The organism is Streptomyces sp. NPDC057950, assembly GCF_042887295.1.
GTDB lineage: Bacteria > Actinomycetota > Actinomycetes > Streptomycetales > Streptomycetaceae > Streptomyces > Streptomyces kaempferi.
Genome location: NZ_JBHVPP010000012.1, coordinates 177750 through 200101, shown reverse-complemented (window position 1 = coordinate 200101; position 22352 = coordinate 177750). Strand labels below are relative to the sequence as shown.

At 72.0% G+C, this 22352-nt stretch carries 20 protein-coding genes; 4 read left to right on the top strand and 16 right to left on the bottom strand.

The annotated features are described in order from the left end of the window. Nucleotides 1-191: 191 nt before the first annotated feature. From ACFVTC_RS21350 to ACFVTC_RS21330, 5 genes are all read right to left on the bottom strand, one after another. Nucleotides 192-1370, bottom strand: a complete 1179-nt coding sequence (locus ACFVTC_RS21350) for an acyltransferase family protein (protein ID WP_390129199.1) — start codon at nt 1368-1370, stop codon at nt 192-194. A 507-nt stretch (nt 1371-1877) separates the two neighbouring features. Continuing rightward, nucleotides 1878-2960, bottom strand: a complete 1083-nt coding sequence (locus ACFVTC_RS21345) for an aldo/keto reductase (protein ID WP_390129196.1) — start codon at nt 2958-2960, stop codon at nt 1878-1880. Between the two features lie 207 nt (nt 2961-3167). After that, entirely contained in the window at nt 3168-3563 is a 396-nt protein-coding gene (locus ACFVTC_RS21340; RefSeq protein WP_390129194.1) for a luciferase family protein, read from the bottom strand. A 175-nt stretch (nt 3564-3738) separates the two neighbouring features. Further along, on the bottom strand, nt 3739-4419 hold the full coding sequence (locus ACFVTC_RS21335) for a DUF6445 family protein (protein WP_390129192.1): 681 nt from the start codon (nt 4417-4419) through the stop codon (nt 3739-3741). Between the two features lie 127 nt (nt 4420-4546). Further along, nucleotides 4547-6985 (bottom strand): SpoIIE family protein phosphatase, encoded by a 2439-nt coding sequence (locus ACFVTC_RS21330; protein ID WP_390129190.1) that lies wholly within the window; start codon nt 6983-6985, stop codon nt 4547-4549. Between the two features lie 246 nt (nt 6986-7231). Between ACFVTC_RS21330 and ACFVTC_RS21325 the strand changes: the two genes are divergently transcribed. Further along, nucleotides 7232-8062 (top strand): peptidoglycan-binding protein, encoded by an 831-nt coding sequence (locus ACFVTC_RS21325; RefSeq protein ID WP_390129187.1) that lies wholly within the window; start codon nt 7232-7234, stop codon nt 8060-8062. A 43-nt stretch (nt 8063-8105) separates the two neighbouring features. Here ACFVTC_RS21325 and ACFVTC_RS21320 read toward each other — a convergent pair whose 3' ends face one another. Both ACFVTC_RS21320 and ACFVTC_RS21315 read right to left on the bottom strand, forming a co-directional pair. Next, the gene (locus ACFVTC_RS21320) at nt 8106-9089 is read right to left on the bottom strand and encodes an alpha/beta fold hydrolase (protein ID WP_390129185.1); all 984 of its coding nucleotides are present in this window, start codon (nt 9087-9089) and stop codon (nt 8106-8108) included. 166 nt (nt 9090-9255) lie between these two features. Then, nucleotides 9256-9765 carry a methylated-DNA--[protein]-cysteine S-methyltransferase gene (locus tag ACFVTC_RS21315; RefSeq protein WP_390129184.1) on the bottom strand — a complete coding sequence of 170 codons (510 nt, stop codon included), beginning with the start codon at nt 9763-9765 and terminating at the stop codon, nt 9256-9258. 289 nt (nt 9766-10054) lie between these two features. Between ACFVTC_RS21315 and ACFVTC_RS21310 the strand changes: the two genes are divergently transcribed. Beyond that, complete coding sequence (locus ACFVTC_RS21310; RefSeq protein WP_390129183.1) at nt 10055-11887, top strand: hypothetical protein; 1833 nt, start codon at nt 10055-10057, stop codon at nt 11885-11887. Here ACFVTC_RS21310 and ACFVTC_RS21305 read toward each other — a convergent pair. The 8 genes from ACFVTC_RS21305 to ACFVTC_RS21270 form a co-directional block, all read right to left on the bottom strand. Beyond that, a complete protein-coding gene (locus ACFVTC_RS21305) occupies nt 11817-12527 on the bottom strand; it encodes a nucleoside/nucleotide kinase family protein (protein ID WP_390129180.1) in 711 nt (236 codons plus the stop codon). The two genes, ACFVTC_RS21310 and ACFVTC_RS21305, sit on opposite strands and share 71 nt — an antisense overlap. Continuing rightward, nucleotides 12524-12841 carry a DUF6191 domain-containing protein gene (locus tag ACFVTC_RS21300; protein ID WP_390129177.1) on the bottom strand — a complete coding sequence of 106 codons (318 nt, stop codon included), beginning with the start codon at nt 12839-12841 and terminating at the stop codon, nt 12524-12526. Before ACFVTC_RS21300 ends, ACFVTC_RS21305 begins: the two co-directional genes overlap by 4 nt. 112 nt (nt 12842-12953) lie before the next feature. Then, nucleotides 12954-14219, bottom strand: coding sequence for a serine hydrolase domain-containing protein (locus tag ACFVTC_RS21295; RefSeq protein ID WP_390129175.1), 1266 nt, complete (start codon nt 14217-14219; stop codon nt 12954-12956). 162 nt (nt 14220-14381) lie between these two features. Beyond that, complete coding sequence (locus ACFVTC_RS21290) at nt 14382-15662, bottom strand: CAP domain-containing protein (RefSeq protein WP_390129172.1); 1281 nt, start codon at nt 15660-15662, stop codon at nt 14382-14384. Nucleotides 15663-15736: 74 nt separating this feature from the next. Next, nucleotides 15737-16048 (bottom strand): DUF1232 domain-containing protein, encoded by a 312-nt coding sequence (locus ACFVTC_RS21285; protein WP_390129169.1) that lies wholly within the window; start codon nt 16046-16048, stop codon nt 15737-15739. A gap of 105 nt (nt 16049-16153) precedes the next feature. Beyond that, the gene (locus ACFVTC_RS21280) at nt 16154-17068 is read right to left on the bottom strand and encodes an MBL fold metallo-hydrolase (protein ID WP_390129167.1); all 915 of its coding nucleotides are present in this window, start codon (nt 17066-17068) and stop codon (nt 16154-16156) included. A gap of 50 nt (nt 17069-17118) precedes the next feature. Continuing rightward, on the bottom strand, nt 17119-17496 hold the full coding sequence (locus ACFVTC_RS21275) for a hypothetical protein (protein ID WP_390129343.1): 378 nt from the start codon (nt 17494-17496) through the stop codon (nt 17119-17121). Between the two features lie 382 nt (nt 17497-17878). After that, nucleotides 17879-18802, bottom strand: coding sequence for a MurR/RpiR family transcriptional regulator (locus tag ACFVTC_RS21270; RefSeq protein WP_390129165.1), 924 nt, complete (start codon nt 18800-18802; stop codon nt 17879-17881). A gap of 301 nt (nt 18803-19103) precedes the next feature. On the opposite strand from ACFVTC_RS21270, the gene ACFVTC_RS21265 reads away from it, so the two are divergent. Together ACFVTC_RS21265 and ACFVTC_RS21260 are read left to right on the top strand one after the other, a co-directional pair. After that, a complete protein-coding gene (locus ACFVTC_RS21265; RefSeq protein ID WP_390129163.1) occupies nt 19104-20270 on the top strand; it encodes a glycoside hydrolase family 88 protein in 1167 nt (388 codons plus the stop codon). Nucleotides 20271-20391: 121 nt separating this feature from the next. Further along, the gene (locus ACFVTC_RS21260) at nt 20392-21375 is read left to right on the top strand and encodes an aldo/keto reductase (RefSeq protein WP_390129161.1); all 984 of its coding nucleotides are present in this window, start codon (nt 20392-20394) and stop codon (nt 21373-21375) included. 137 nt (nt 21376-21512) lie between these two features. On the opposite strand, the gene ACFVTC_RS21255 is transcribed toward ACFVTC_RS21260, so the two are convergent. Continuing rightward, the gene (locus ACFVTC_RS21255; protein ID WP_390129341.1) at nt 21513-22133 is read right to left on the bottom strand and encodes a DUF2238 domain-containing protein; all 621 of its coding nucleotides are present in this window, start codon (nt 22131-22133) and stop codon (nt 21513-21515) included. Nucleotides 22134-22352: the final 219 nt, after the last annotated feature.

Genomic DNA, 22352 nt, shown 5'->3' with positions numbered 1-22352 from the left:
TGGAGTTCGCGCTGAAGACCCTCCAGTTACCCCCCCCCCGGGCCCGGGGCCCCCCCCGCCGGCGGGCCCCGGGTTCAACCCGGGCCCCCCCACGGCGATCGGCCGCTCGGCGGACGCGGGGCCGAACCGGCCTCCGCCGCCGATGACGGGGAACGCGCGTGCCCGGGCGCGTTCCCCGGACGCGGCGTCGCTCAGCCGGCCTTCGACCGGCGCGCCCTGCTGAACCGGCGCATGAGCGGGGCCTCGACCGTGGAGTAGAGCACCCACGACAGCAGGACCGTGACGGCGGCGGTGCCCAGCAGCATCGCGAAGCCGGCCGTGTCGGAGTACATCTGCTGCGTGCCGAGCGCCTTGCGCAGCCAGGACAGTGCCGTGTAGTGCAGCAGGTAGAAGGCGAAGGAGATCTCGCCGAGCCGGACCATCGCGCGATTGCGGAACAGCGTGAAGCGGCCCTCGATGTCGGCGGTCGCCGTGGCCGCGATCAGCAGCGCGATCGGCAGGATCATCGTGGCGCGCTGGCCGTACAGGTAGGGCACGTGGAAGGTCAGCGCGTATCCGCCCACCAGCAGCACGCTCGACCAGACCATGCCGATGTCGCGCCAGCGTCCGTGCCTCACCGCGAGCGCCACCAGGATGCCGAGGGCGAAGTCGACCATCCGGACCGGGGGCAGCACGTAGGCGAACCAGTACTGCGAGACCGAGAGGACCTGGCCGCTGGGCACCCGCGGGGTCTTCGGGAACAGCGCGTACGCCAGCGCGGGGGTGGCCACCACCGCCGCGATCGTCCCGGCGATCCAGTACTTCAGGTGGCGGGGGTCGATACGCCGGAACAGGTGCAGCAGCAGTGGGAAGCACAGATAGAAGACGGCTTCCACCGCCAGCGACCAACTCGGTGAGTCCACGCTGAAGTTGGTGAAGTAGCTGGGCACCCACACCTGGACCATGAAGAGGTTGGCGACGGCGACGCGGCTGGAGGTGTAGGAACCGGCGAACAGCAGCATGGCGAGGGCCCAGGCGACCACGTAGATCGGGTAGATCTTGACGAACCGGCGCCGCCAGAACGCCGTCGTGGTGTCGCTGTCCCGCGCCGACCAGGTCAGTACGAACCCGCTGAGTACGAAGAAGAACGCCACGCCGAGTCCGCCGGACTGCCCGAACCAGTCGGCCAGGCGGTACTCGGTGCGGTCGTCGGCCAGCAGCCGCAGCGGGGGTATCGGGAGGAAGGCGTGGTGGGCGAAGACGACGAGCGCGGCGGGGAACCGCAGGCCGGTGAGGGACGGCAGCCGTGAGGGGCCGGGACGTCTCGGCCCCTCGGCGGCGCCGCTCTCACCGGCCGGCGCGGAGCCGGTCAGAACTTGATCAGTGGCCATGGGATCTCCGTTGTCGGGCCGTTCTCGGGGAGTCCTGCGGTGTCCGGTCCCGCACGAGGGGGAAGGGACCGGGTCTGCACAGCGCACGGACCGGTCTGGTCGTGCGCGGTGTCGGTGCCGGCCGAGGCCGTCCGTCACCTCGCCCTACTGCGTTTCTCCGGGTGGGGAGGCACACCGTTTTTTGTACCGTCGCGTGCTAGTGGCGCGCTCAAGGGCCAGGGGCGGACCGAGCCGGCCGGGGTGGTGTCGCGCTCGACCCGGCGACCGGGCCGACCACACGTCAGAAACCCGCGCGTCGGTGACGCGCGGGCCGGTCGGCCGTGCCTCGGTGACGCGCGGGCGCGTGAACCGTCAGCCGTCTTCTGTGCGGTTGTCGTCCGGAGGGGGGCGGGGGAGCCGTTCGCCGCCGGTCTCCCCGGTCGGCCGACGCCACCGTCCCATGACCTGGTGACGTCGGCCGGCCGACCGACCGCACCGTGCCCTGGCCCGGTGCGTGGGCGCGGTGGCTCAGTAGCGGACGTCGCTCTGGACGAGCGGCGGATACACGGTGGAGGTGTGACCGTCGACGGTGGTGCCCGCGAACTGCAGCATCGACCGCAGGGCGCCGTGCATCGGTGCCGGGTAGTCCAGGTCCGGCGCCGACACCTCGTCGAGCCGTCGCAGCTGTTCGGGCGTGAGTGTCACCTCCAGGCCGGCGAGGTTGTTCTCCAGATGGTCGACGCGCCGAGCGCCCAGAATGGGTACGACGGTGCCCTCGCGGGCCCGCAGCCAGGCCAGCGACACCGCCGCCGAGGTGGTGCCGAGTTCGCCGGCGACCGCCGCCACGGCGTCGATGACGAGGTACTCGTCCTCGCCGGGGCCGCCGACGAAGGCCGCCCGCGCGGAGTCGGTGACCTGGGTGTCCCGCCGGTACTTGCCCGACAGGAAGCCGTTCTTGAGCGGGCTCCACGGAACCAGCGCCATGCCCTGGTCGAGCGCGAGCGGCGCGAGTTCACCCTCGACGGTGCGGGCCAGCAGCGAGTACTCGACCTGCAGGGCGATCAGCGGGCTCCAGCCCTTCAGCAGCGCCGTCGTCTGGGCCTGGGCGGTGACCCAGGCAGGGGTGTTGGAGAAGCCGATGTAGCGGATCTTGCCGGCGGTGACCAGGTCGTCGAGGGCGCGCAGCGTTTCCTCGATCGGGGTGTGCCGGTCCCAGTTGTGCAGCCAGTACAGGTCGAGATGGTCGGTGCGCAGACGGCGGAGGCTCTCGTCGAGCTGGGCGATGACCGACCGGCGGCCCGCCCCGCCCCCGTTGGGATCGCCGGGGAAGAGGTTGGTGAAGAACTTCGACGCCAGCACGACACGATCGCGCCGTCCCGGACGCGCGGCGAAGAAGTCGCCGAGGATGCTCTCGGAGTGGCCGTTGGTGTAGAAGTTCGCGGTGTCGATGAAGTTCCCGCCCCGGTCGAGATAGGTCTCCAGGATCTTCTCGGACTCCTCGACGCCGCATCCGGCACCCCCGGGGTCCTCCCCGAAGGTCATCGCGCCGAGGGCGAACGGGCTGACCCGCAGTCCGGACCGGCCGAGGGTGACGTAGTGGTCGAGAGGCATGACGGTGCTCCAGGGGTGTCGCGACGGATGCGGATCTGCTGACCACCATCGAAGCGCGGGCGGCAGGGTCCGGAGTAGGCCGATCCGCGCGGGTGCTTGCACGATCCTCTTCGCTTCGCCCCGATCGGGCCTGCCCGGCGACGCCCTGGGCTTGGCTTCCGCGGCGTGAGCGCGCCCCCACCGGCCCGCCGGGCGAGGTCCGTCTCCTCAGCTGCCGCTGAGGATCGTGCGCGGAAGCGACGCGCCGCGGTGTTCGTTGCAGTCGGCCGGTGCCGTGTCACCGGGTGCGGGCCACCTCTGGTGGGACTGGAGGGCGAGACTCACCAGGGTCAGGAGCAGATGGATGTCGGCGTCGACTTCGAGGCGTATGGTCACCCAGCGCGAACCGGGCACCATCCGGACCGCGCCGGCGCCCCTGAGGTGATCCTCGTAGCGGCGGATGGCACGGGCCGTCAGGTGCAGGTCGGCGTCGTGATCGGAGTGGAAGTGCACGATCTCGTCCCGGGCCGAGCGCAGTGCCCGCCCCGTGCCGCAGCTGGGCCGGGCCTCCGAGAGGTCCGGCCAGGCCGCCAGTTGCGTCATGGCACGCAAGGCCAACGTCATGCCCCCATCATGACCAGCTCACCGCCCGGCCACCAGGACTTGGGAATGCCGTAACTGACTTGTGGTTCGAGCGTATCGGGGCATACCAGGGCATAGCGAGAAGGGGGTCGCGGCGGGCGGGAGGAGGGCCGCCCTGACCGGTCCGAAGGTCGGTCACGCCAACTGAAGCGGAGGGTCAGGCCATCCAGAAGAACACCGCGGTCATCCGCTTGTCCTCGATGGTGGTACCCGCGTAACCGGTGGCGCTGTGCATCAGGTTGGCGTTGTACAGCAGCAGCCGGTTGTAGCGATGCGGCACACGGACGTCCTCGACGAACGAGTCCGGTGGCACGAAGCGTGTCCCCAACGCCTCGACGAGGTTGTTGTGGGGCGCCGCCACCACGTTGCCGCCGAGACGGCCGCCGGGCAGGTTCTGCCGGTAGAAGCTCGTCCCGCAGTCCTTGGGCACGGTCGGGTTGAGGTACAGCACCGCGGCGTACCGGCACAGCGCGCGGGAGTCGGTGTGCGGGCGCGGCTCCCCCTCGTCCCTGCCGACCACCTGGATGCAGTTGTGGTTGAGGGTGGCCCCCGAGTCAGTCGCCTGCTGCCACAGTTCCCGCGCTCCGGTGGCCTTCTTCACCAGCCGCTCCACGCGGGCGAGTTCGTCCGGTTCGAGACCCGGCATCGTGCGCAGGCCCGGCCAGCTCTCCGAGGTGTACGGGTGGCCCTTGGCCCAGTCGTCCTTGGCGAGGCAGCGGGCCCGGACGGCTTCCACGTCGGGCAGGACGTCGTCGAGAACCCAGTAGTCCCGGTCGCGGGTCGGTTTCCGGTAGGGGAGGACGGGGAGAGCGGGAGTCCGTGGAGGGTGTGGGGACATGCGGCAGACCATAGTGGCGGCGCCGGTCACCACTGGCCAAGGAATTGGTCAACAGTCTGTCAACTTCGCTTGGTCGCAAGGGGGTCGAGTGGCCGGCCGGGGGGACGGGGCCGGCAGTGCGCGTCCGTCACACCGGTGGCTCCGTCAGCGACTGCTCAGCCCAGATGATCTTGCCGTCGGGGGTGTAGCGGGTACCCCAGCGCTGAGTGAACTGGGAGATCAGGAACAGCCCGCGGCCGCCCTCGTCGGTCGTCTTCGGATGGCGCAGGTGCGGAGCGGTGGCACCTCCGTCCGAGACCTCGCAGATCAGGGCGTGCTCGGTGATCAGGCGCAGCCGGACCGGACCGGGAGCGTGCCGGATGGCGTTGGTGACGAGTTCGCTCACCACCAGCTCGGTGGTGAAGGCCAGCGCGTCCAGGCCCCAGACCCTGAGCTGCTCGGTGGCGGACCTGCGGGCCTGGGCGACCACCGCCGGATCGTCGGGCAGGTCCCAGGTCGCGACCTGTTCGGCCCCCAGCCGACGGGTGCGCGCCATCAGCAGTGCCACGTCGTCGTACGGACGGGTCGGAACAAGATCGTCCACGATCGTCCGGCACAGTCCGTCCAGCGATCCCCGGTATCCCTCCAGCGCGCGTCGCAGACGCTCCCGGCCCGCTTCCGGGTCCCGGCCGGTGCGGGGCGTGGCGATGAGGCCGTCCGTGTGCAGGCCGAGCAGGCTGCCTTCGGCCAGGGTGAACTCGGCGGATTCGAAGGGAAGTCCGCCCACGCCGAGCGCGGGGCCGCGGGGAAGGTCGGCGAAGGAGACCGTGCCGTCGGGGGCGACGATCGCGGGTGCCGGATGTCCCGCGCCCGCCATGGTGCACCGTCCGCTCACCGGGTCGTACACGGCGTAGAGACAGCTGGCGCCGACGGCCTGCATGCCGCTGGTGAGGGTGTCCGCGCCGCTGCCCTCCTCCCGGGCGGCCCGGCTGACCAGGTCGTCCAGATGCGCGAGCACCTCCTCGGGCGGCAGGTCCAGATCGGCGAGCGTCTGCACGGCGGCCCGCAGCCGCCCCATGGCGGCGGCACCGTCGATGCCGTGACCGGCCACCTCGCCCACGACCAGCGCCACCCGGGCCCCGGACAGCGGAATCACGTCGAACCAGTCGCCGGCCAGCCCCGTCAGCTCGTCGGCGGGCCGGTAGCAGGCGGACACCTCCACGGCGTTCTGCTCGGGGAAGCGGTGCGGAAGCAGGTTGCGCTGCAGGACGAGGGCCGCGTCGCGTTCGCGGGTGTAGCGGCGGGCGTTGTCGACGCACAGGGCGGCCCGGCCCACGAACTCCTCAGCCAGGCTCAGATCCTCCTCGTCGAAGGGATCATGGCGACGGCGCCGGAAGAACGTGGTGATGCCCAGGGTCACACCCCGTGCGCGGATGGGCACGATCATGACGCTGTTCAGTCCGAGATCGAAGAAGTGGGCGGCCTGCCGCCCCTCGTCCGCCGTGGCCCACTCCTCGTCCGACGGATCCAGCCGCTGCTCGCGCCACGACCGTCCCTCGGCCAGACACCGGATCGGGGGAGAGCCCGCCTGGTACGTCGCCACCGCGCCGACGGACACGGTGGTCTCGGGCACCCCGGCCCGGGTCGACTGCTGGCCGGCGCGCCGCAGCGGTACCGCGTCCGTGTCGCTCAGTCGGCCGGAGGCCGGCTCGGCTCCCTTGAGCACCGAATCCAGCAGGTCCACGGTGGCGAAGTCGGCCAGGCCCGGCACGGCCACGTCGGCCAGTTCCTGCGCGGTCCGCATGACGTCGAGACTGCGGCCGATGTGCTCCCCGGCCCGGTCCAGCAGTGCCAGCCGCCGCCGGGCACGGTAGCGCTCGGTGACGTCGACCACTGTGTAGTACACACCTATCGGATGGCCGTGGTCGTCGTCGAGCCGGACGAACGACAGGGAGTGCGCGGTCTCGCGATGCGGCGCGGACCGTACGCGGCCCACGTGCTCGAATCCGACCACCGGCTCACCGCTCCGCAGCACCTGGCGCATCCTCGCCTCCAGTGCCTCGGCGTCGAGCCCCGGCTGCACATCGGCGAGTCTGCGTCCCAGCCGCCGCTGCGGCGAGCCACCCCCGAACTGCTCCAGCGCGGTGTTCGACCACACGAACCGCAGCTCCGTGTCCACGATCGCTATGCCCACCGGGGAGCCCGCGTTCATCCGCTCCAGCACGGACCGGCTCATGTTCCAGCCGGGGCCGTCGGCGAGGTCGGCCAGCAGCACCACCCACCGTGTCGGCGCGGCGTCCTCCCGCACCGGGACGGCCCTCACCATCACCCGGACCGCGTGGCCGTCCCGGTGCAGAGCGGACAGCAGTCCGGCCCAGCCCTCGACGCCGCGGCACCGCTCGGCACGCTCCGAGATCCGTGCCGCGTCCTCCGGAAGCAGCAGGTCCACGACATGGTGGCCCACCACCTCCGCGGGCCGGTATCCCAGCAGCCGCTCGGCGTCCGCGGTCCAGCCGGTCACCGTCAAATGGGCGTCGAGCACGAGCGGCGCGGCGTCCGCCACGTCGAAGCGCCGACGGGGCGGCACTTGTCTTTCCTCGCTCACGGCCACGTTGACCCTCTCCGCTCCCCGAAGGTGGTCCTACCCCGTATGTGCCCATTCTTCACGTTGTCCGACCCGGTCACGGGGAGCGGCCGCCGTCCGCGGTCCCGCCGAGGGTCGCCGGGAGCCCACCGGCGGCCCGGCGCAGGCGCCCTCCGCTGAACTCCCGGGCCGGCCGTCACGTATCACTCCCCGGGGATGGCGTGAGCTCGCGCGCGGAAGGAGAACAGTGTGTCTACACCGCCCGAACCGGACCAGCCGGCCAGGCGACGGGCCATCGAGCCCACCCATGTGCAGCGGCGCCGCCGGACGGAGGCACTGGCGCAGCTCCTGAAGGAGGTGCGGGAGCAGCAGTACGGGGCCGATCCGGACGGCGACTACGAGGTGGTCGCCGTGCCCGCCGCCTCCGCGAAGACCGTTTCGGCCGCTGCCGACGAGGAGACCGAGGAAATGCCGCCCGTAGCGGGGGGCGAGGACTACACCCGCGACGCCGGGACCGCGGGCGTCGCGCCGGGACCCGCGCGGCGGACCGCGCGCGCACCCGTCGTCGCGCGGGGGGAAGGGCCACGGCCCGCTCGGGGAAGACGGTCCGGGCCGGGACGGCAGCCCACCCCCGGCCCGGAACACGCACCCGCACACGGTCACGCCGACGGTGCCGGCCGGCGCCGCGCCGCCATCGCCCTGGGGGTGACGGCGGCGGCCCTGGCCGGCTTCGCCCTCGCGCTCCTGCTGCCCGACGACGAGGACGGCCGCGCACAGCCCGGACAGCCCGGAAGCGGCCCCTCCGCGACAGCGGCCGCCCCGGCGCCGTCCGGATCCGCGGACCCGGACGGCGCGGGCACCCTCCGTGAGGGGGACAGCGGCCAGGAGGTGAGCGCACTGCAGCAGCGGCTGCTCCGTATCCCGGACGTGTACGCGGGCGGCTCCACCGACGGCAGCTACGACGCCACGCTCACCGCGGCAGTCGCCCGCTTCCAGCTCTGGTACGGCATCCGGGGGGACGAGACCGGCGTCTACGGCGACGACACCCGTGCCGCCCTGGAATCCCGTACGACGCCGTAGGCCGTCGGAGCGGGGTGTCCGCGGGCGGCTTCCGGGTCCCGTGTCAGGCGGGCAGGGCGGCGAGCCAGTCGATCAGGATGCGGTTGACGTCCTCGGGCCGTTCCTGCTGGATCCAGTGGCCGCAGTCGTCCAGGATGTGGGACGAGACCAGACCGGGCAGGGTCTTGGGGAACGCCGCGATCGCGTCGGCCAGCCAGGTCGTGGACGCGTCGAGGGCGCCTGCGACGAACAGCGAGGGCTGGGTGACGGGCGCGTCGTCGTGGTCGGCCAGGTCCTCCCAGTCGCGGTCCATGTTCCGGTAGCGGTTGAGCGCCCCGCTCGTCCCGGTCCGCTCGAACTCCTCGGCGTAGACGTCGAGGGTGGACTCGTCGAGCCAGTGGGGGAGTCGTCCGGCGGGAAACCGGTCGCGCAGGGTTCCGCCGGGGCTCACGAAGTGCGGGTCCGGCGTGCCGGGGCCGGGCATGGTGTCGCCGGACAGCGCCGCGTAGAAGCCCGCGAGCCAGCCGCGGACGTCGGGCTCGATCTCGGCCTCGGCCCGGCCCGGTCGCTGGAAGTAGGAGACGTAGAACTCCTCGGGACCGCCCATGCGCGCGAAGACGTCGCTGGGGCGCGGGCCGCCGCGCGGCGCGTAGGGCACGCTCAGCAGCCCGACCGCGTGGAACACGTCGGGGCGGACCAGCGCGGAGGTGGCGGCGATGGTGGAGCCCCAGTCGTGTCCGACGACGGTCGCGGACCGCTCACCGAGGGCGTGCACGACGGCGGCGCAGTCCTCCACCAGCTCCAGGATCCGGTACTCGGACACACCGTCGGGCCTGGAGGAGCGACCGTAGCCGCGGACATCGAGGGCGACCGCCCGGTAGCCGGCCGCGGCCAGCGCCGTCAGCTGGTGGCGCCAGGAGTACCAGGACTCCGGAAACCCGTGCACCAGCAGGACCAGCGGGCCGGTTCCCTGCTCCACCAGATGGATCCGGCCGGCCGGCGAGGTCACCAGACGGTGGGTGCGGTCTGCTGCGGACGACTTCGGCACGGATCCTCCCGGGACGTTGCTGCTGCGGTGGGTGCGACGAGCGGGTTCCCGGGGGACCGGTCCTCGCCGTGTCGGCACTACGGGTGATCATGCGGCGACCGGCGGGGCGCGGCCCAGTGATGTTGCCGATCCGGCAAAACCGGGCCGTCGCCGTGGAACACGCGGATCACCTGGCCCGCCGGGCGTTCTCCAGGTCCAGCAGCCGCTGCTTGCGTTCCAGACCCGCGGCGTACCCGGCGAGTGCGCCTCCGGCACCGATCACGCGATGGCAGGGGCGCACGACGAGCAGGGGGTTCGCCCCGATGGCGGTGCCCACGGCCCGTACCGCCGCACGTGACGCCCCGATCCGCGAGGCGATCTCGCCGTAGCTGACCGTCGTGCCGTACGGGACGCCCTCCACGGCTTTCCACACCCGCCGCTGGAAGTCGGTGCCCGCCCCGCCGGCGTACTCGATGGCGAAGTCGGTCAGCCCGCCCTCGAAGTAGGAGGTCAGCTGCGTGACGATGTCCGTGAACGCGTCGTCGTCCCGGGTCCATCCGTCCCGCACGACGGCGCCGGACTTCTGGCCGGGCATGGAGAGCGACACGAGCGCGGTGCCGCCCTTGGCGGTGGCCGACTCCTCGCCCACGAGAAGCAGCTCGCCCAAGGGACTGTCGATGGTCGTCCAGACCGTCATCGGAGGTGTCCTTTCACGCGTGGTCCGAGCGGTGCGAGCACCGCTTCACCTGCCATGTTGCCGTGTTCCCCGCACGGCGTCCGGCGGGATTCGGACACCTAGTGCCGCGGTGGGCGGCCGCCCGCACCCCGCGACGGGTGAGGGACCGACGGCACCCGCCCGCTCCTCGTCCCCGGCGCGAAGTTCGCCAGGACGACACGCGCCCTGCCGCCCACGCTCATCCGTTTCCCCGTCGTCCGGAAGAGACTGGCGGACGGACCGGCGACCCCCGCAACGAAGGGCTGATCACGTGCATCTCCCCTACCAGCGCGGCCGGTTGCACGACCTCCCGGACGACCCGGCCGCGTACGACACCGTTCTCGCCGCCGTCACCGAGGAGGCGCTGGCCCGCCTCACCCCGGACGGCGGCCTCGAACACCCCGCAGCCGTCCAGGACATCGGTGACACCTCGCTCGGCATCACCTCACTGCTGGCGCTCGCCTGGCGGCGCACCGGGGACCCGCGCCTGCCGGAGGCCGTCCGCCGCAGTCTCGCCTTCCATCTGCGCGAGCGCGTCTTCACGCGGGACAACCCCGGCTACCCCAACCTGAAGGTCCGTGACTCCGGTCTGCCGTACGCCCGTTACGTACTGGAGGACGGTGCCCACCCCATCGGCGACTGGCCGAGCACGGTGTGGGCGCTGCTCCAGGCGGTCAACACACTCGAACTGGCCGAAGGACTCGTCGACGGCGCAGAGCACGGCGAACTGCGGGACGTGGCACACGGATACTGGCGCCGGCTGACCGAGGCGACCTTCTTCAACCCGCAGGAGGCAGCTAACCAGGCCATCGGCTGCGTCGTCGGCGGACTCATGCTCCCCCGCCATCTCCCGGCGGGGGAAGGGGAGTCGGTCCGCTCGCACGCGATGCGTCTGTACACCGACGAGATCCGGGCCCGCCGTGTCCGCGACCGGGGAGCCCTGCTGCCCCCCGAGCACGGCGGAGCCTACGACAACAACTACGGACCGATCTCCCTGTCCTTCCTCGCGCAGGCCCACCGGGTCAGCGGAGAGCCGGTCTTCGCCGAGGACGGCGACGCGCTCGCCCACTACCTGGACGCGCGGCTGACGGTGGGCGGCTTCGACATCGGCGGCCCGCGCTACAGCGAACAGCACTGCGGTTTCGAGGCCGTTCTCGGCCTGCGCCGCTTCGGCGGCCGGATCGGCGCCGATCTGGGCCGCTACCGGGGTGACACCCGCTGGGGACGGCACGCGACCGGGCCGGACGGAGCCGTCGACGGCCACTTCGCCTTCATGCTGGTCTGGCAGATCCAGGACACGGCCCGCTGGCACCGCACGCCCAGGAGGGCACCGGTTCGCCACCAACTGCGCGCGGGCGGAGTCTCGGTGGCGTTCGACGACCGGATGACGCCGTCCTTGGTCGAGGCGGCGGGCACCTATCTGCTGCCCACCGCAGTGAACCGGCAGCACGGCGTCGGCCCGGTCGTCGACGGCTTCCTGCTGAGCCGCCCGATGGGCGAGGTGCGGGTGCGCGACCTCGAGAGCGACGGACTGACGGCCAAACTCGTCAGCAAGCCCGTCGTGACCCGCGACCACGTCCTGCGCCATCTCAGGTCGTTGTACGTCACGGACGGCACCAGCCTCTGGATGACGGTCGCCGTCGAACGGCTGGACGGGGACCCGTACCTGCTCGCCGGGATGCCGTACGCCGCCGACGACGGTGACCGGGTCCGCAGGGTCGCGACGGCGGAGGTGGCGTCCGCCGGCACCCTCCGGCTGACTCACCCGCGGACCGGGGGCGCCGACCGCTTCGACGCCCGTGCCCGGACCACCCAGGAGGAGGCGGCCTTCGCCCTCGCCGCCGACCCGCGGGTCTACGGCAACCCCGACGAGGGCTGGCGCCACCTGGTCGCCTCCAGCGCGTTCGAGGCCGGCCCGGTTCCCGGCGCCCCGGAGGACCTGCACGTCTTCGCCGTGCGCTACGGCTCCCCGGGCCCCTTCGCCCCCGTGGTGGAGTACGAGCCCGGGGGTCTGACGATCCTTACCGAGGCGTTCACCGCACTGATGGGGAGTCCGGCGGGCGATGCGCGAGGTGAACCCGGGGCGCGGATCCGGAGGCGGTGACCTCTGGTCCCACGACCAGATCGGCACGGGCCCGCGTCGCGGCGACCAGATCGGCGTTGCGCTGGTCCGTGCCGAGCACCCAGGCCACCGCCGTGTCGTGGTCCTTGCCGAACTCCTCGTGGCGGGCGACGAGACGGCGCACGCGTTCGCCCTCGTCGAGCTCGCAGAACCAGACCTCGTCCAGCCGCGACCGTACGCGCTCCCACGCCGGGTCGCGCAGGAGGAGGTAGTTGCCCTCGGTGATGATCAGACGGGCGGTGCGGGGGACCGGGACGGCGCCCGCGATCGGCTGCTCCAGGGTCCGCTCGAAGCCCGGCGCGTAGACAATGCCGTCGTCGTCCTCGCCCCCGTCCTCGTCGCGCAGCCGGCGCAGCAGCGCCGCGTACCCCGCCGCGTCGAAGGTGTCGGGAGCGCCCTTGCGGTCGCGGCGGCCCAGGCGCTCCAGCTCGACGTCCGCGAGATGGAACCCGTCCATCGGCACCTGCGCGACCCAGCGGGAGCCGGCGCCGTTCAGCTCCCGGACCAGGCGCTCGGCCAGCGTCGTCTTGCCCGCTCCGGGACTTCCCGCGACGCCGAGGATCGCGCGCCGGTCCGGACGGACGAGGGACGCCGCCCGCTCCAGGAGGTCGTCGAAGGTCATGAGCGCCGCCGAGGACGTACGACCGCCGTGCCGGCGGCGAGATCGACGGTCGTACGGTGCGCGGGCGCCCCGTCCTCCTCGTCGTCCCTCATCACCAGGGCCGACCGCCGTTCCTCGAGCTCGTGCTGCTTGCCCGGCGAGAGACTCGCGTGCAGTTGCTCGAACCCGGTGGCGGATATCTGGCCCTGCCGCGCGCCGTTGCGCCACGGCAGGAGGCCGGCCCGTCCGGCACGGAGCAGCGTCTGGTCGGCGAAGGCGGCGAGGGTCAGTGCGAGGACGAGTCCCGGAAGGGTCATGAAGACGGCGAATCCCATGCCACCAGTATCGGGCGCGGAGGCGGGGACCGGCTGACCCGGTTCCACCGGACCTGTGCCGGCTCGGGTGACGGGTGCGGCCGGTGCCGGTGGTCCGGCCGCACCCTGCACGTCAGTCCCGGGCGACGTCCGGCGCGATGTCCTCGTACCGCTCCCTGGGGGCGGCCGGCGCCGTGGCGCGGAGGGCCGCCTTGGATGCCTTGGACGCCTTGCCGCAGAACGCGGATTCCAGGGTGCCCGCCATGGTGTTGAGCACGTCGGCGTTGTTCGAGGTGTTGGCGAGGGAGGTGACGCTGCGCTTGCCGTCCTTCGAGGTGAAGGCGTACGTGTAGTAGCCCTGCACGGTGCCGGTGTGCCCGTACACGGAGACACCGCAGGACAGGTCGCGGCGGCGCAGACCGAGGCCGTAGCCCTGGGTGCTGTTGACGGTGGTCCACGTCTGCATCTGGGCGAGTTGCGCGGCGGACATGAGCCTTCCGGCCATCAGGGAGGAGAAGAACGTGTTGAGATCCCGCGTGCTGGAGATGACGGCGCCCGCGCTCTGCGCCCAGGACACCGTCTGCGCGGTGGAGTCGACGAGGGCCGCACCGGCCGCGTCGGGGGTGAGATAGCCGTTGGCGTGCGTGCCGGGGATGGCGGTGTCGGGGTGCACGTAGAAGGTGTCGGTCAGGCCGAGGGGTCCGAAGATGCGGTTCTGGTACTCCGTGGCCACCGCGTGCCCGGTGAGCTTCTCGATGAGCATGCCCGCGACGACGAAGTTGGTGTTCGAGTACGAGTAGGCCGCCCCCGGCGCGTTGGTGAGCGCGTGCTTCAGGGACAGGCGCACCAGGTCCTGGTAGCTGAAGACCTTGTTGCGGACGGACTCGAAGCCCGGGACCGTCTGCGCGAACATGTCGTTGGTGTAGTCGTAGAGGCCGCTGCGGTGGCTCATCACATGGCGCACGGTGATCTTGTTGTCGGGCAGCAGTCCGGGCAGATAGGTGTTCACCGAGGTGTCCAGGTTCAGCTTGCCCTCGTCGACCAGCTGGAGCAGGACCACGGCGGAGAAGCTCTTGGTGACGCTGCCGACGCGGAACCGGTCGGCCGTGGTGATGGCCCGCCCGGTGGCCCGGTCGGCGACCCCCTCGGACAACTGGTGGACGGTGCCCGCGTCGTCGACCCGCACCATCGCGCCCGGCGCTCCCTGGGACAGCGCGGTGTGCAGCACGCTCTGCAGCCCGGCGTCGTCGGGTGCGCCCAACCCCGCTGCCGCGACGCTCGTGACACGTGCGGTGTCCGAGCGGCCCGGCGCCGCGGAGGCCGCCTGCGCGGGGACCGCGACGAGGGACAGCAGTACCGCGCCCAGCGCCGTACCCGTGCCCACCGATCCTGAGACCATCTGATTCTTCTCCCGATTCTCTGCACCGGGTTCGCCCGCCCGTGCGGACGTCCGGCGCGCACCGTGCCGCGGACGCGGCGTCGACACCTTCTTTACGCGCCGGAGCGGCCGCGGGTTGCACGGCACGGAGAGGAATCGGAAGGTCCGTCAGAAAGGGGCCGTTCAGCCGCCGAAGAGCTGGGTCCAGTACGTGCCCGCGTCGCCGCCGCCCGCGAGGCCGACGCCTATGCGGGTGAAGTCGGGCTTGAGGATGTTGGCGCGGTGTCCGGGGCTGTTCATCCAGCCGCTGACGACCTCGGCGGCGGAGCGCTGGCCACAGGCGATGTTCTCGCCGATGGTCCGGCGCGCGGAGCCCGCCGCGGCGGCGCGGTCCCAGGGGCGGCTGCCGTCGGGAGAGGTGTGGGAGTAGAAGGCGCGGGCCACCATGTCGTCGCTGTGCGCCTGGGCCGCGACGGTGAGCGGGGTGTCGGCGAGGAGCGGCGGCAGGCCCTCACCGGCCCGCTCGGCGTTGGTCAGCGCGACGACCTCGTGTGCCGTCCGCGCCAGGCCGTCGGTGCTGAACGGCCGCGCCCACAGCGCCGTCCAGTACAGGTCGCCGGAACGGGGGTGGGCTACGTACGCGAGACCCGCCTGGGTGTACGCCCGGTCGTACAGCGTGGCGCGGGACCGCTCGGTGGTGAGGCAGTACTCGACGAACTCGCCGGGGGTGCGCGGGCCTGAGACGAGGTGCTCGCCCACGGTGAGGTACGCGTACCCCGCGGCGGTGACCCGCTGGTAGAGCGACGTTCCGTCCGCACCCTGGGAGCTGAGGAGCCCGCGCGCCGCCATGTCGGAGGCGTGTGCCCGAGCCGCGTCGGCGAGCCGCGCGTCGAGCGACACGGGTGGGGAACCGGCGGCGGCGCGCGCCGAGTTCACCAACTCCAGGAAGCCGTCCGGGCCGGGTGCCGTGACCGCCGGGGTGGTGTCCTCGCTGATGTCGACGCCGAAGTCCCGCGCGATGCCGGCCAGTCCCTCCGCGTACCCCTGGCCCAGCGCCCGCAGCTTCCACTCCGGGCCGCGCCGGTAGATCTCCGCGAGCAGGAGTACGGTCTCCCGCTGCGGGAGCGGGGGAGTGAAGCGCGCCAGGGTGCGCCCGCCGGGGCCGGTGACGAGCAGGGTGGGGGCGGGCAGCCGGCCCAGCGGTGTGCCGGGATCGGCCGGGGTGACGAGCACGGTGACCCGGCTCGCCCCGGAGCGCAGTCCCGGCGGGTCGACCGTCAGGCTCCCACCGGTCAGCCGGGCACCCGGCGCCGCGGGCTGGTTGTAGAAGACGAAGTCGGCGTCACCGCGCACCTTGCCGGTGTCGTCGGTGATGAGCGCCGAGACGTCGAAGGGGCCCGGCACCCGGATCGTCAGGGTGCCGCCCGGCAGGGGCACGTTGCCCCCGGGAACCAGCTCGCTCATCGTGCCGCCCGTCGACGTGGCGATCCCCGCGGATCTCCGGCGCGGGCGCCCACGCCCTTGGCCCGCTCGGTCCGTCAACGTCCGGAGCGCGCGGGAGGGTTCCCGGGTTCGTCGGCGTCGAGCAGCTCAGGGCGGCGCAACGAGCGCAGGGCCAGCAGGAGTACGCCGATGTCGTCCAGGTAGATGGGGTCGGGCAGCAGGTCCGTCGGGAGCAGCAGATAGGCGACGGCGCCCCAGAACACCCAGCGGGAGCCGGTCGGCAGTCCGGCGCGCCGCAGGTCGCGGCGCGCCCGGACGAGCCGGGTCAGGAGCGCGATCGCGACCGCGAGCGCGACGGCACCCAGGATCGCGACGACGACGACCACCGTCCATGTCGTGGAATCCATCAGTCCGTCCAGGGGTCTCGGCGGGAGGTTCGGTTTCTCCCTGTCGTCTTCCCGGCCACGGCGTTCGTACCGCCTCCGGTTCGGCCAGGTGCGGGACGAGGACGTCTACGTGCCTGCGGGGGCGCCCTCGGGCGGGTCACGGCGGCAGAGGACGAAGTCGTCGAAGACGTGCCGGCCCGGCCGGTCGCCGACGGTGTCGATGGCGGCGCGGATGTCGGCCAGCTGGGCGGTCGTCATCTGCAGGGGCGGCTCGTCGGGCTGGTAGGTGGTCCGCACGGGATAGTCCACGCCCGGTCGCCGGGTCATCTCGATGTGACAGCCGAGCACATGGGTGACCGGCCGGTCGGCGCAGAAATTGATCAGGCGGTCGACGGTGCGGGTGAAGGCCGGCCAGTCCTCGACGTACAGCCGGCCGGGATAGACGGTGTCACCGGTGAGGAGGAAACCGGTCCAGGGGTCGAAGTAGGTCACCGAGGCCGCGTGATGCCCGGGTGTGGCCAGGCACTCCAGGACCCGGCCGCCGAGGTCGACGCGGGCGACGCCGTCCGGGTCCCGGTCGAATCCGAAGAACGGCCACGCTGCGTCGAGGGCCGCGTCCACGACCCTGGTGCGGGGGCGGTCGGTGAACTGGCCGTCTCCCGCGACGTGGTCGCCGTGCGCGTGGGTGTGCAGGACCAGCAGCTCGTAGTCGTCCCGGGGGCGCGCGGCCTGCCGGTCCCGGATCAGCCCGTCCACCACCCGTCGCAACGGGAAGTGCGCGGGTGAGGCCGTGGCACCTGTGTCGATGAGCACCGCCCGCGCTTCGCCGAACAGCAGGAACAGGAAGGGCGCCTCGTAGTCGACGGCCATGTTCTGCCGCAGGATCACCGTGTCCGCGTCGTGGACGTGCACCTGGAGGTCCGGATCGGTGTTGTGCTTGGCCGACGGCGATCCGTGGATCCACCGCACATCGAGTGTGCGTGCCGTGGAGGTTCGCTCCCCCGCGCCGGCGTCCACGGCCCTGGGCCCCTGTGCGTCCACGACGTCTCCCGGTGGTCGTCGCACCGCAACCGTCGCCCGGCCCCGGTGTCTCAGTTTCGCGTGGCGGCGCTGTCCGCGAGCGCGTGCGTGACCGCTCGGACGCTGCGGGCGATATGGCTGAGCTGCAGAACCTCGGCAGCGTACATCTTGATGGTGTGCTCGATCACCGACTCCTGCAGTCCGAGGGCGGGCAGCTCGGACCGGGCGGTCTGCAGAGCCGTACGGGCGACACGTATCTCGTGCTGCACCTGGATCTGTGCGTGGCGGCCGAGCAGGACGGGGTGCTTCATCAGGGTCGGGTAGCTCGCGTAGCGGGCCGGCACCAGTTCGCGCAGCCACTTGGCGGCCGACCGCTCCCAGTCGAAGCTGCCGGGGGTCTTGACCTGGCACGGCCAGTCCGAGGTGATCGGTGAATACGTCAGGGCCATGTTCATCGCTTCCGGGTTACGTCGGCGGCAAGGGTGGTCAACGGTTCTGGGGCGGCCCCGGTCCAGGGGAAGGCCGGGGCCGCCACCGCGGGCCTGGTTCGCACGGGGCCCGTCCGATCACCCGGAACCCGTTGCGGGTAGGAGCGGACGGCCCCGGATGGTCGTAGGACGCGGCCTGGAGGTCTCCTGGTCACGATCCGCGAGCAGTATTTATATATACCGGCAGTTTCGCAAGGACATGAAAAAATTCATGCGCGATATGGGGTGATAGATCCCGTGATGCCGCGGTGAGGCGCGGTACGGGAGGGGGTGTCGGCGCGATCGGGGCAGGAGGGTGCCTGGCCCCTCGGGAGGAGGAGGACGCAGGTCTTCCGTGAGAAGTTCAGTCCTTCAGGAAGAACTGGTGCTCTTCGGCGATCTGCTCGTACTCCTCGAGGCGGGCCTGGGTCCGCTCCGGATCGGCGTCGGTCATGGCCTGGAGCAGTGCCGCCGACATCACCACGGGCGCGGCGTACGAGTCGAAGACGAGCCGGGAGCCGGTGCCGACGGTGAAGGTGACGTCGGCCTCGTCGGCCAGCGGTCCGAGCGCCAGGTCGGTGATCAGGGCCACCTTCAGCCCGGCACTGCGCGCGACCCGTACCGCGGTGAGCGTCTCCTGCGCGTGCCGGGGCATGCCGAACGCCAGCAGCCAGGTGCCGCCCGCCTCGCGCGACTGGAGCAGCGCGTCGTACGCGACGCTTCCGCCCCGGGTCACCACCCGGACATCGGGGTGGATGCGGCGCGCCGCGTAGGCGAAGTACTCGGCCAGCGACACCGAGATGCGCAGCCCGAGAACCGTCAGCGGTGTCGACTGCGAGAGCGCGCGCCCGAGTGCGATCACCTGGTCCGGGTCGGCGAAGTCGCGCCGCAGGTTCTCCAGGTTCTCCATCTCCACGTCCACCGCGGCCTGCAGCTCGTTGCCGCGGTCCACGGTGGGCGCGCCCGGGGCGCTGCCCAGGGTGCGGAGCGCGATGGCCTGGAGCTTCTCCCGCAGCGCGGGGTAACCGCTGAAGCCGACCGCCGCGGCGAAGCGGGTCACGGACGGCTGGCTCACCCCGACGCGCTCCGCGAGATCGGTGATCGACAGGAAGGCGGCCTCGGTGATGTGCTCGATCAGGTACTGGGCGATACGGCGCTGCCCCGGCGAGAGCCGCGGCCCGTCGAAGAGTTCCCGGAGCTGGGACGTGGGCGCCGCGCCCGCCTCCGGAGCCGTCTTTCCCGACGTGATCGCGGACGCCTGCGCGCGTGCCTGCTGCGGCGATGGCACCGATGTGCCTCCTTCATGTCCCACGAGGATTCAACATAGCTCACGGACCGTGCTCACCAGGGCATGGATGACCACACGCAGTAGCTCACCGCACGCGGGGCGGGGTGCGGCACGAAGGCCGGGAACCGGGTGGGCGACATCGCCCGGCGGGGACGGGGGACGGCACGGCGACGGTACCGCCATCTGACGATCGTCCGTGGACGTGAACTCGGTCTGGTTCGCGCCAAGTTGACGACCAGCCATGGACAGTGCGCGGGACGGGAGTTGAGGATGAGGATCCCCATCCGTAGGAGTTGTTCATATGCGTAGACGACGCCTGCTGGCCGGCGGTACCGCTCTCGCGGCCGCCGCTTCGCTCCGAACCGCCCTGACGACGCCCGCGCGGGCCGCTGGGACCCCGGTGCCGCCGGGGCCGGGAGACGTGACGCCGCTGCCCACGAGGAGTGAGGTCGTCACCGTCCTGCGGCGCGTGGCCGACCACTGGATCGCCGCGCACACGGACTCCGGTGACAACGGCTGGGCCAACGCCACCTTCTTCAGCGGACTGCTCGCCCTGTACCGCCTGGCCGGCGACGCGCGCCATCTCGCGTACGCCCGTTCCTGGGCGGACCGGCACGCCTACGGGCTCAACGGCGGGGTGACCACACGCCACGCGGACAACCAATGCGCCGGGCAGGCCTACCTCGACCTGTACGAGATCGAGCCCGAGGAAGGGAAGCTCACCGCGATCGAGACCTCCCTGCACCGCATGGTCCACACCGACCGGCCGGACAAGAACGACGACTGGTGGTGGGACGACGCCTTGCACATGGCCATGCCGCCCTTCGCCCGCCTCGGCGCCCTCCGCCGGGACCCGCAGTACTGGCGGAAGCTGTACTCCCTCTACGACCACACCAAGCGCGCCGAGGGCGGCCCCGGCCTGTACGACGCCACGACGGGCCTGTGGTACCGCGACGCGCGCTTCCTCCCCGGGGGCATCCTCTCGCCCTCGGGACGGCCCGTCGTCTGGTCGCGCGGCAACGGGTGGGTGGCGGGCGGTCACGTCAAGACCCTCAAGGCGCTGCCGTCCACGGAGCGCCACACCGCCGAGTACCGCGACACGCTGACGCGCCTGGTGAGGGCCGCCGCGGCGGTGCAGCGCGGCGACGGCTTCTGGAACGTCAACCTCGCCGACGCCACCCATCTGCCCGGCCCCGAGACCAGCGGCACGTCCTTCCTCCTGTACGGCACCGCGTACGCGGTCGGCGCCCGCCTGGTCGACCGGGACGCCTTCCTCCCGGTGGCGGCCCGCGCCTGGAACGGCCTCGTCACCACGGCCGTGCATTCCGACGGCTTCCTCGGCTACGTCCAGAACGTCGGCGACCGTCCGGAATCCAGCCAGCCGGTCACCTACGACAGCACCGCCGACTTCGGTGTGGGCGCCTTCCTGCTCGCCGGCACCGAACTGGCCCGGCTCGCCACGCGCTGACCGCCGGCGCGGCGGCACCCGCGGTCCGGTATGTCCGGGCCGGCCGCGCGCGGCGGCGCCGGCCGTCGCGAGGCCGGGGGTGCCGCCGCTGCCGGCGGGGGATGGATGACAGACTGACCACATGGACGAGCGTGAATTCGGCAGGTCAGGCCAGAAGGCATCGGTCATCGGTCTCGGTACGTGGCAGCTCGGCGCCGACTGGGGCGATGTGAGTGAAGCGGACGCCAAGGCGGTGCTGGAGACGGCGGCGGAGTCCGGGGTGACCTTCTTCGACACCGCGGACGTGTACGGCGACGGACGCAGCGAGCAGACCATCGCCTCCTTCGTGAGCGGCCGCCCCGACCTCCATGTGATGGTCGCGACGAAGATGGGCCGCCGGGTCGACCAGATCCCGCAGAACTACGTCCTCGACAACTTCCGCGCGTGGAACGACCGCTCCCGGCGCAATCTCGGCGTCGACCGCATCGACCTGGTGCAGCTGCACTGTCCGCCGACCCCCGTCTACTCGTCGGACGAGGTGTTCGACGCGCTGGACACCCTGGTCGAGGAGGAGCGGATCACCGCGTACGGCGTGAGCGTCGAGACCTGCGACGAGGCGCTCACGGCGATCGCCCGTCCGAACGTGGCGAGCGTTCAGATCATCCTCAACCCGTTCCGCATGAAGCCGCTGCGGCAGGTTCTTCCCGCTGCTCAGGAGGCGGGCGTCGGCATCATCGCCCGCGTTCCGCTGGCCTCCGGTCTGCTGTCCGGCAAGTACACCAAGGACACGGTGTTCGGGGCCGACGACCACCGTACGTACAACCGTCACGGTGAGGCCTTCGACCAGGGCGAGACCTTCTCCGGCGTCGACTTCGTGACCGGTGTGGAGGCGGCGGCCGAGTTCTCCGCCCTCGCTCCGGAGGGCTGCACCCCGGCCCAGCTGGCGCTTCGCTGGATCATCCAGCAGCCCGGCGTCACCACGGTGATCCCGGGCGCGCGTTCACCCGAACAGGCCCACGCCAACGCGGAGGCCGCGAAGCTCCCGCCGCTGTCGCGGCAGACGCTGGACGCGATCGACGAGCTCTACGACCGCCGGATCAAGGAGCAGGTGGAGGGCCGCTGGTAGCAGGTCGCGAGAGCCTCTACCGGGACGCCGACCGCCGCCCGCGGAACGACGGGCGGTGGTCGGCGTCCGGCGTGTCCGGGGCGCGGACGTCCGGCGTGTCCGGGGCGCGGACGTGTGGCGTACCGCCTGTGGGCCCGTCACCGGGCGTCCTCACCGGGCCCTTCGCTCCGGAGCGCGTCGAGCTGCCGGTCGTGTGCCCGGCCGAGCAGGATGACGGACAACGTGGCTCCGATCAGCGCGCAGAACATGTCCCACTGGGTGTCCCACACGTCGCCCTGGGTGGCCAGGAAGGCGTCCGCCGAGTGGCCGCCGATCACCGCGGCCGCCCACTCGAACATCTCGAAGAGCGCGCTGAAGGCCAGGCACGCGGCCACGGTCAGCGGCGCGAGCCAGCGACTGCCGCGCAAAGGTGAGGTCCGGCTCAGCACCTCCCGTACCAGGACGGCGGGCACGAACCCCTGCATGAGGTGACCGAACCGGTCGTACGGATTGCGGGCGAGCCCGAGCCCGTCCCGTACCCAGTCGCCCACCGGTACCTCCGCGTACGTGTAGTGACCTCCCACGGCGAGGACCAGCGCGTGCGCCGCCAGTAGGCAGCACAGCAGGTTCGTGAGCGGGAAGCGGCGCCGGAACAGCACGGCGAGGGGCAGCCCGAGCAGCACCCACACGGTCTCCAGCAGCCAGGTCGTCCCGTCGTGCGGATTCCAGGCGGAGACGGCCAGGCCCGCGACGACGAGCGCGACGAGCACTGTCGGCAGGACCCGCCGCCCCGCGTGGTGCTCCGGCAGCGCCTCGGACGCCGGGCCGGCGAGCGAGGAGAGGTGAAGTCGGTTCACGGGTGAGCTCCTTGGTCGTGGTCCTGGTCCCGGACCGCGGTCCGGGGTCGCCCCATCGTGCTGGAGCGGGGGAGTGACGGCATGAGTACGCCTACTCACCCACGGCGGGAGAAGTGAACGAACATGTTCGTCACGTACTTG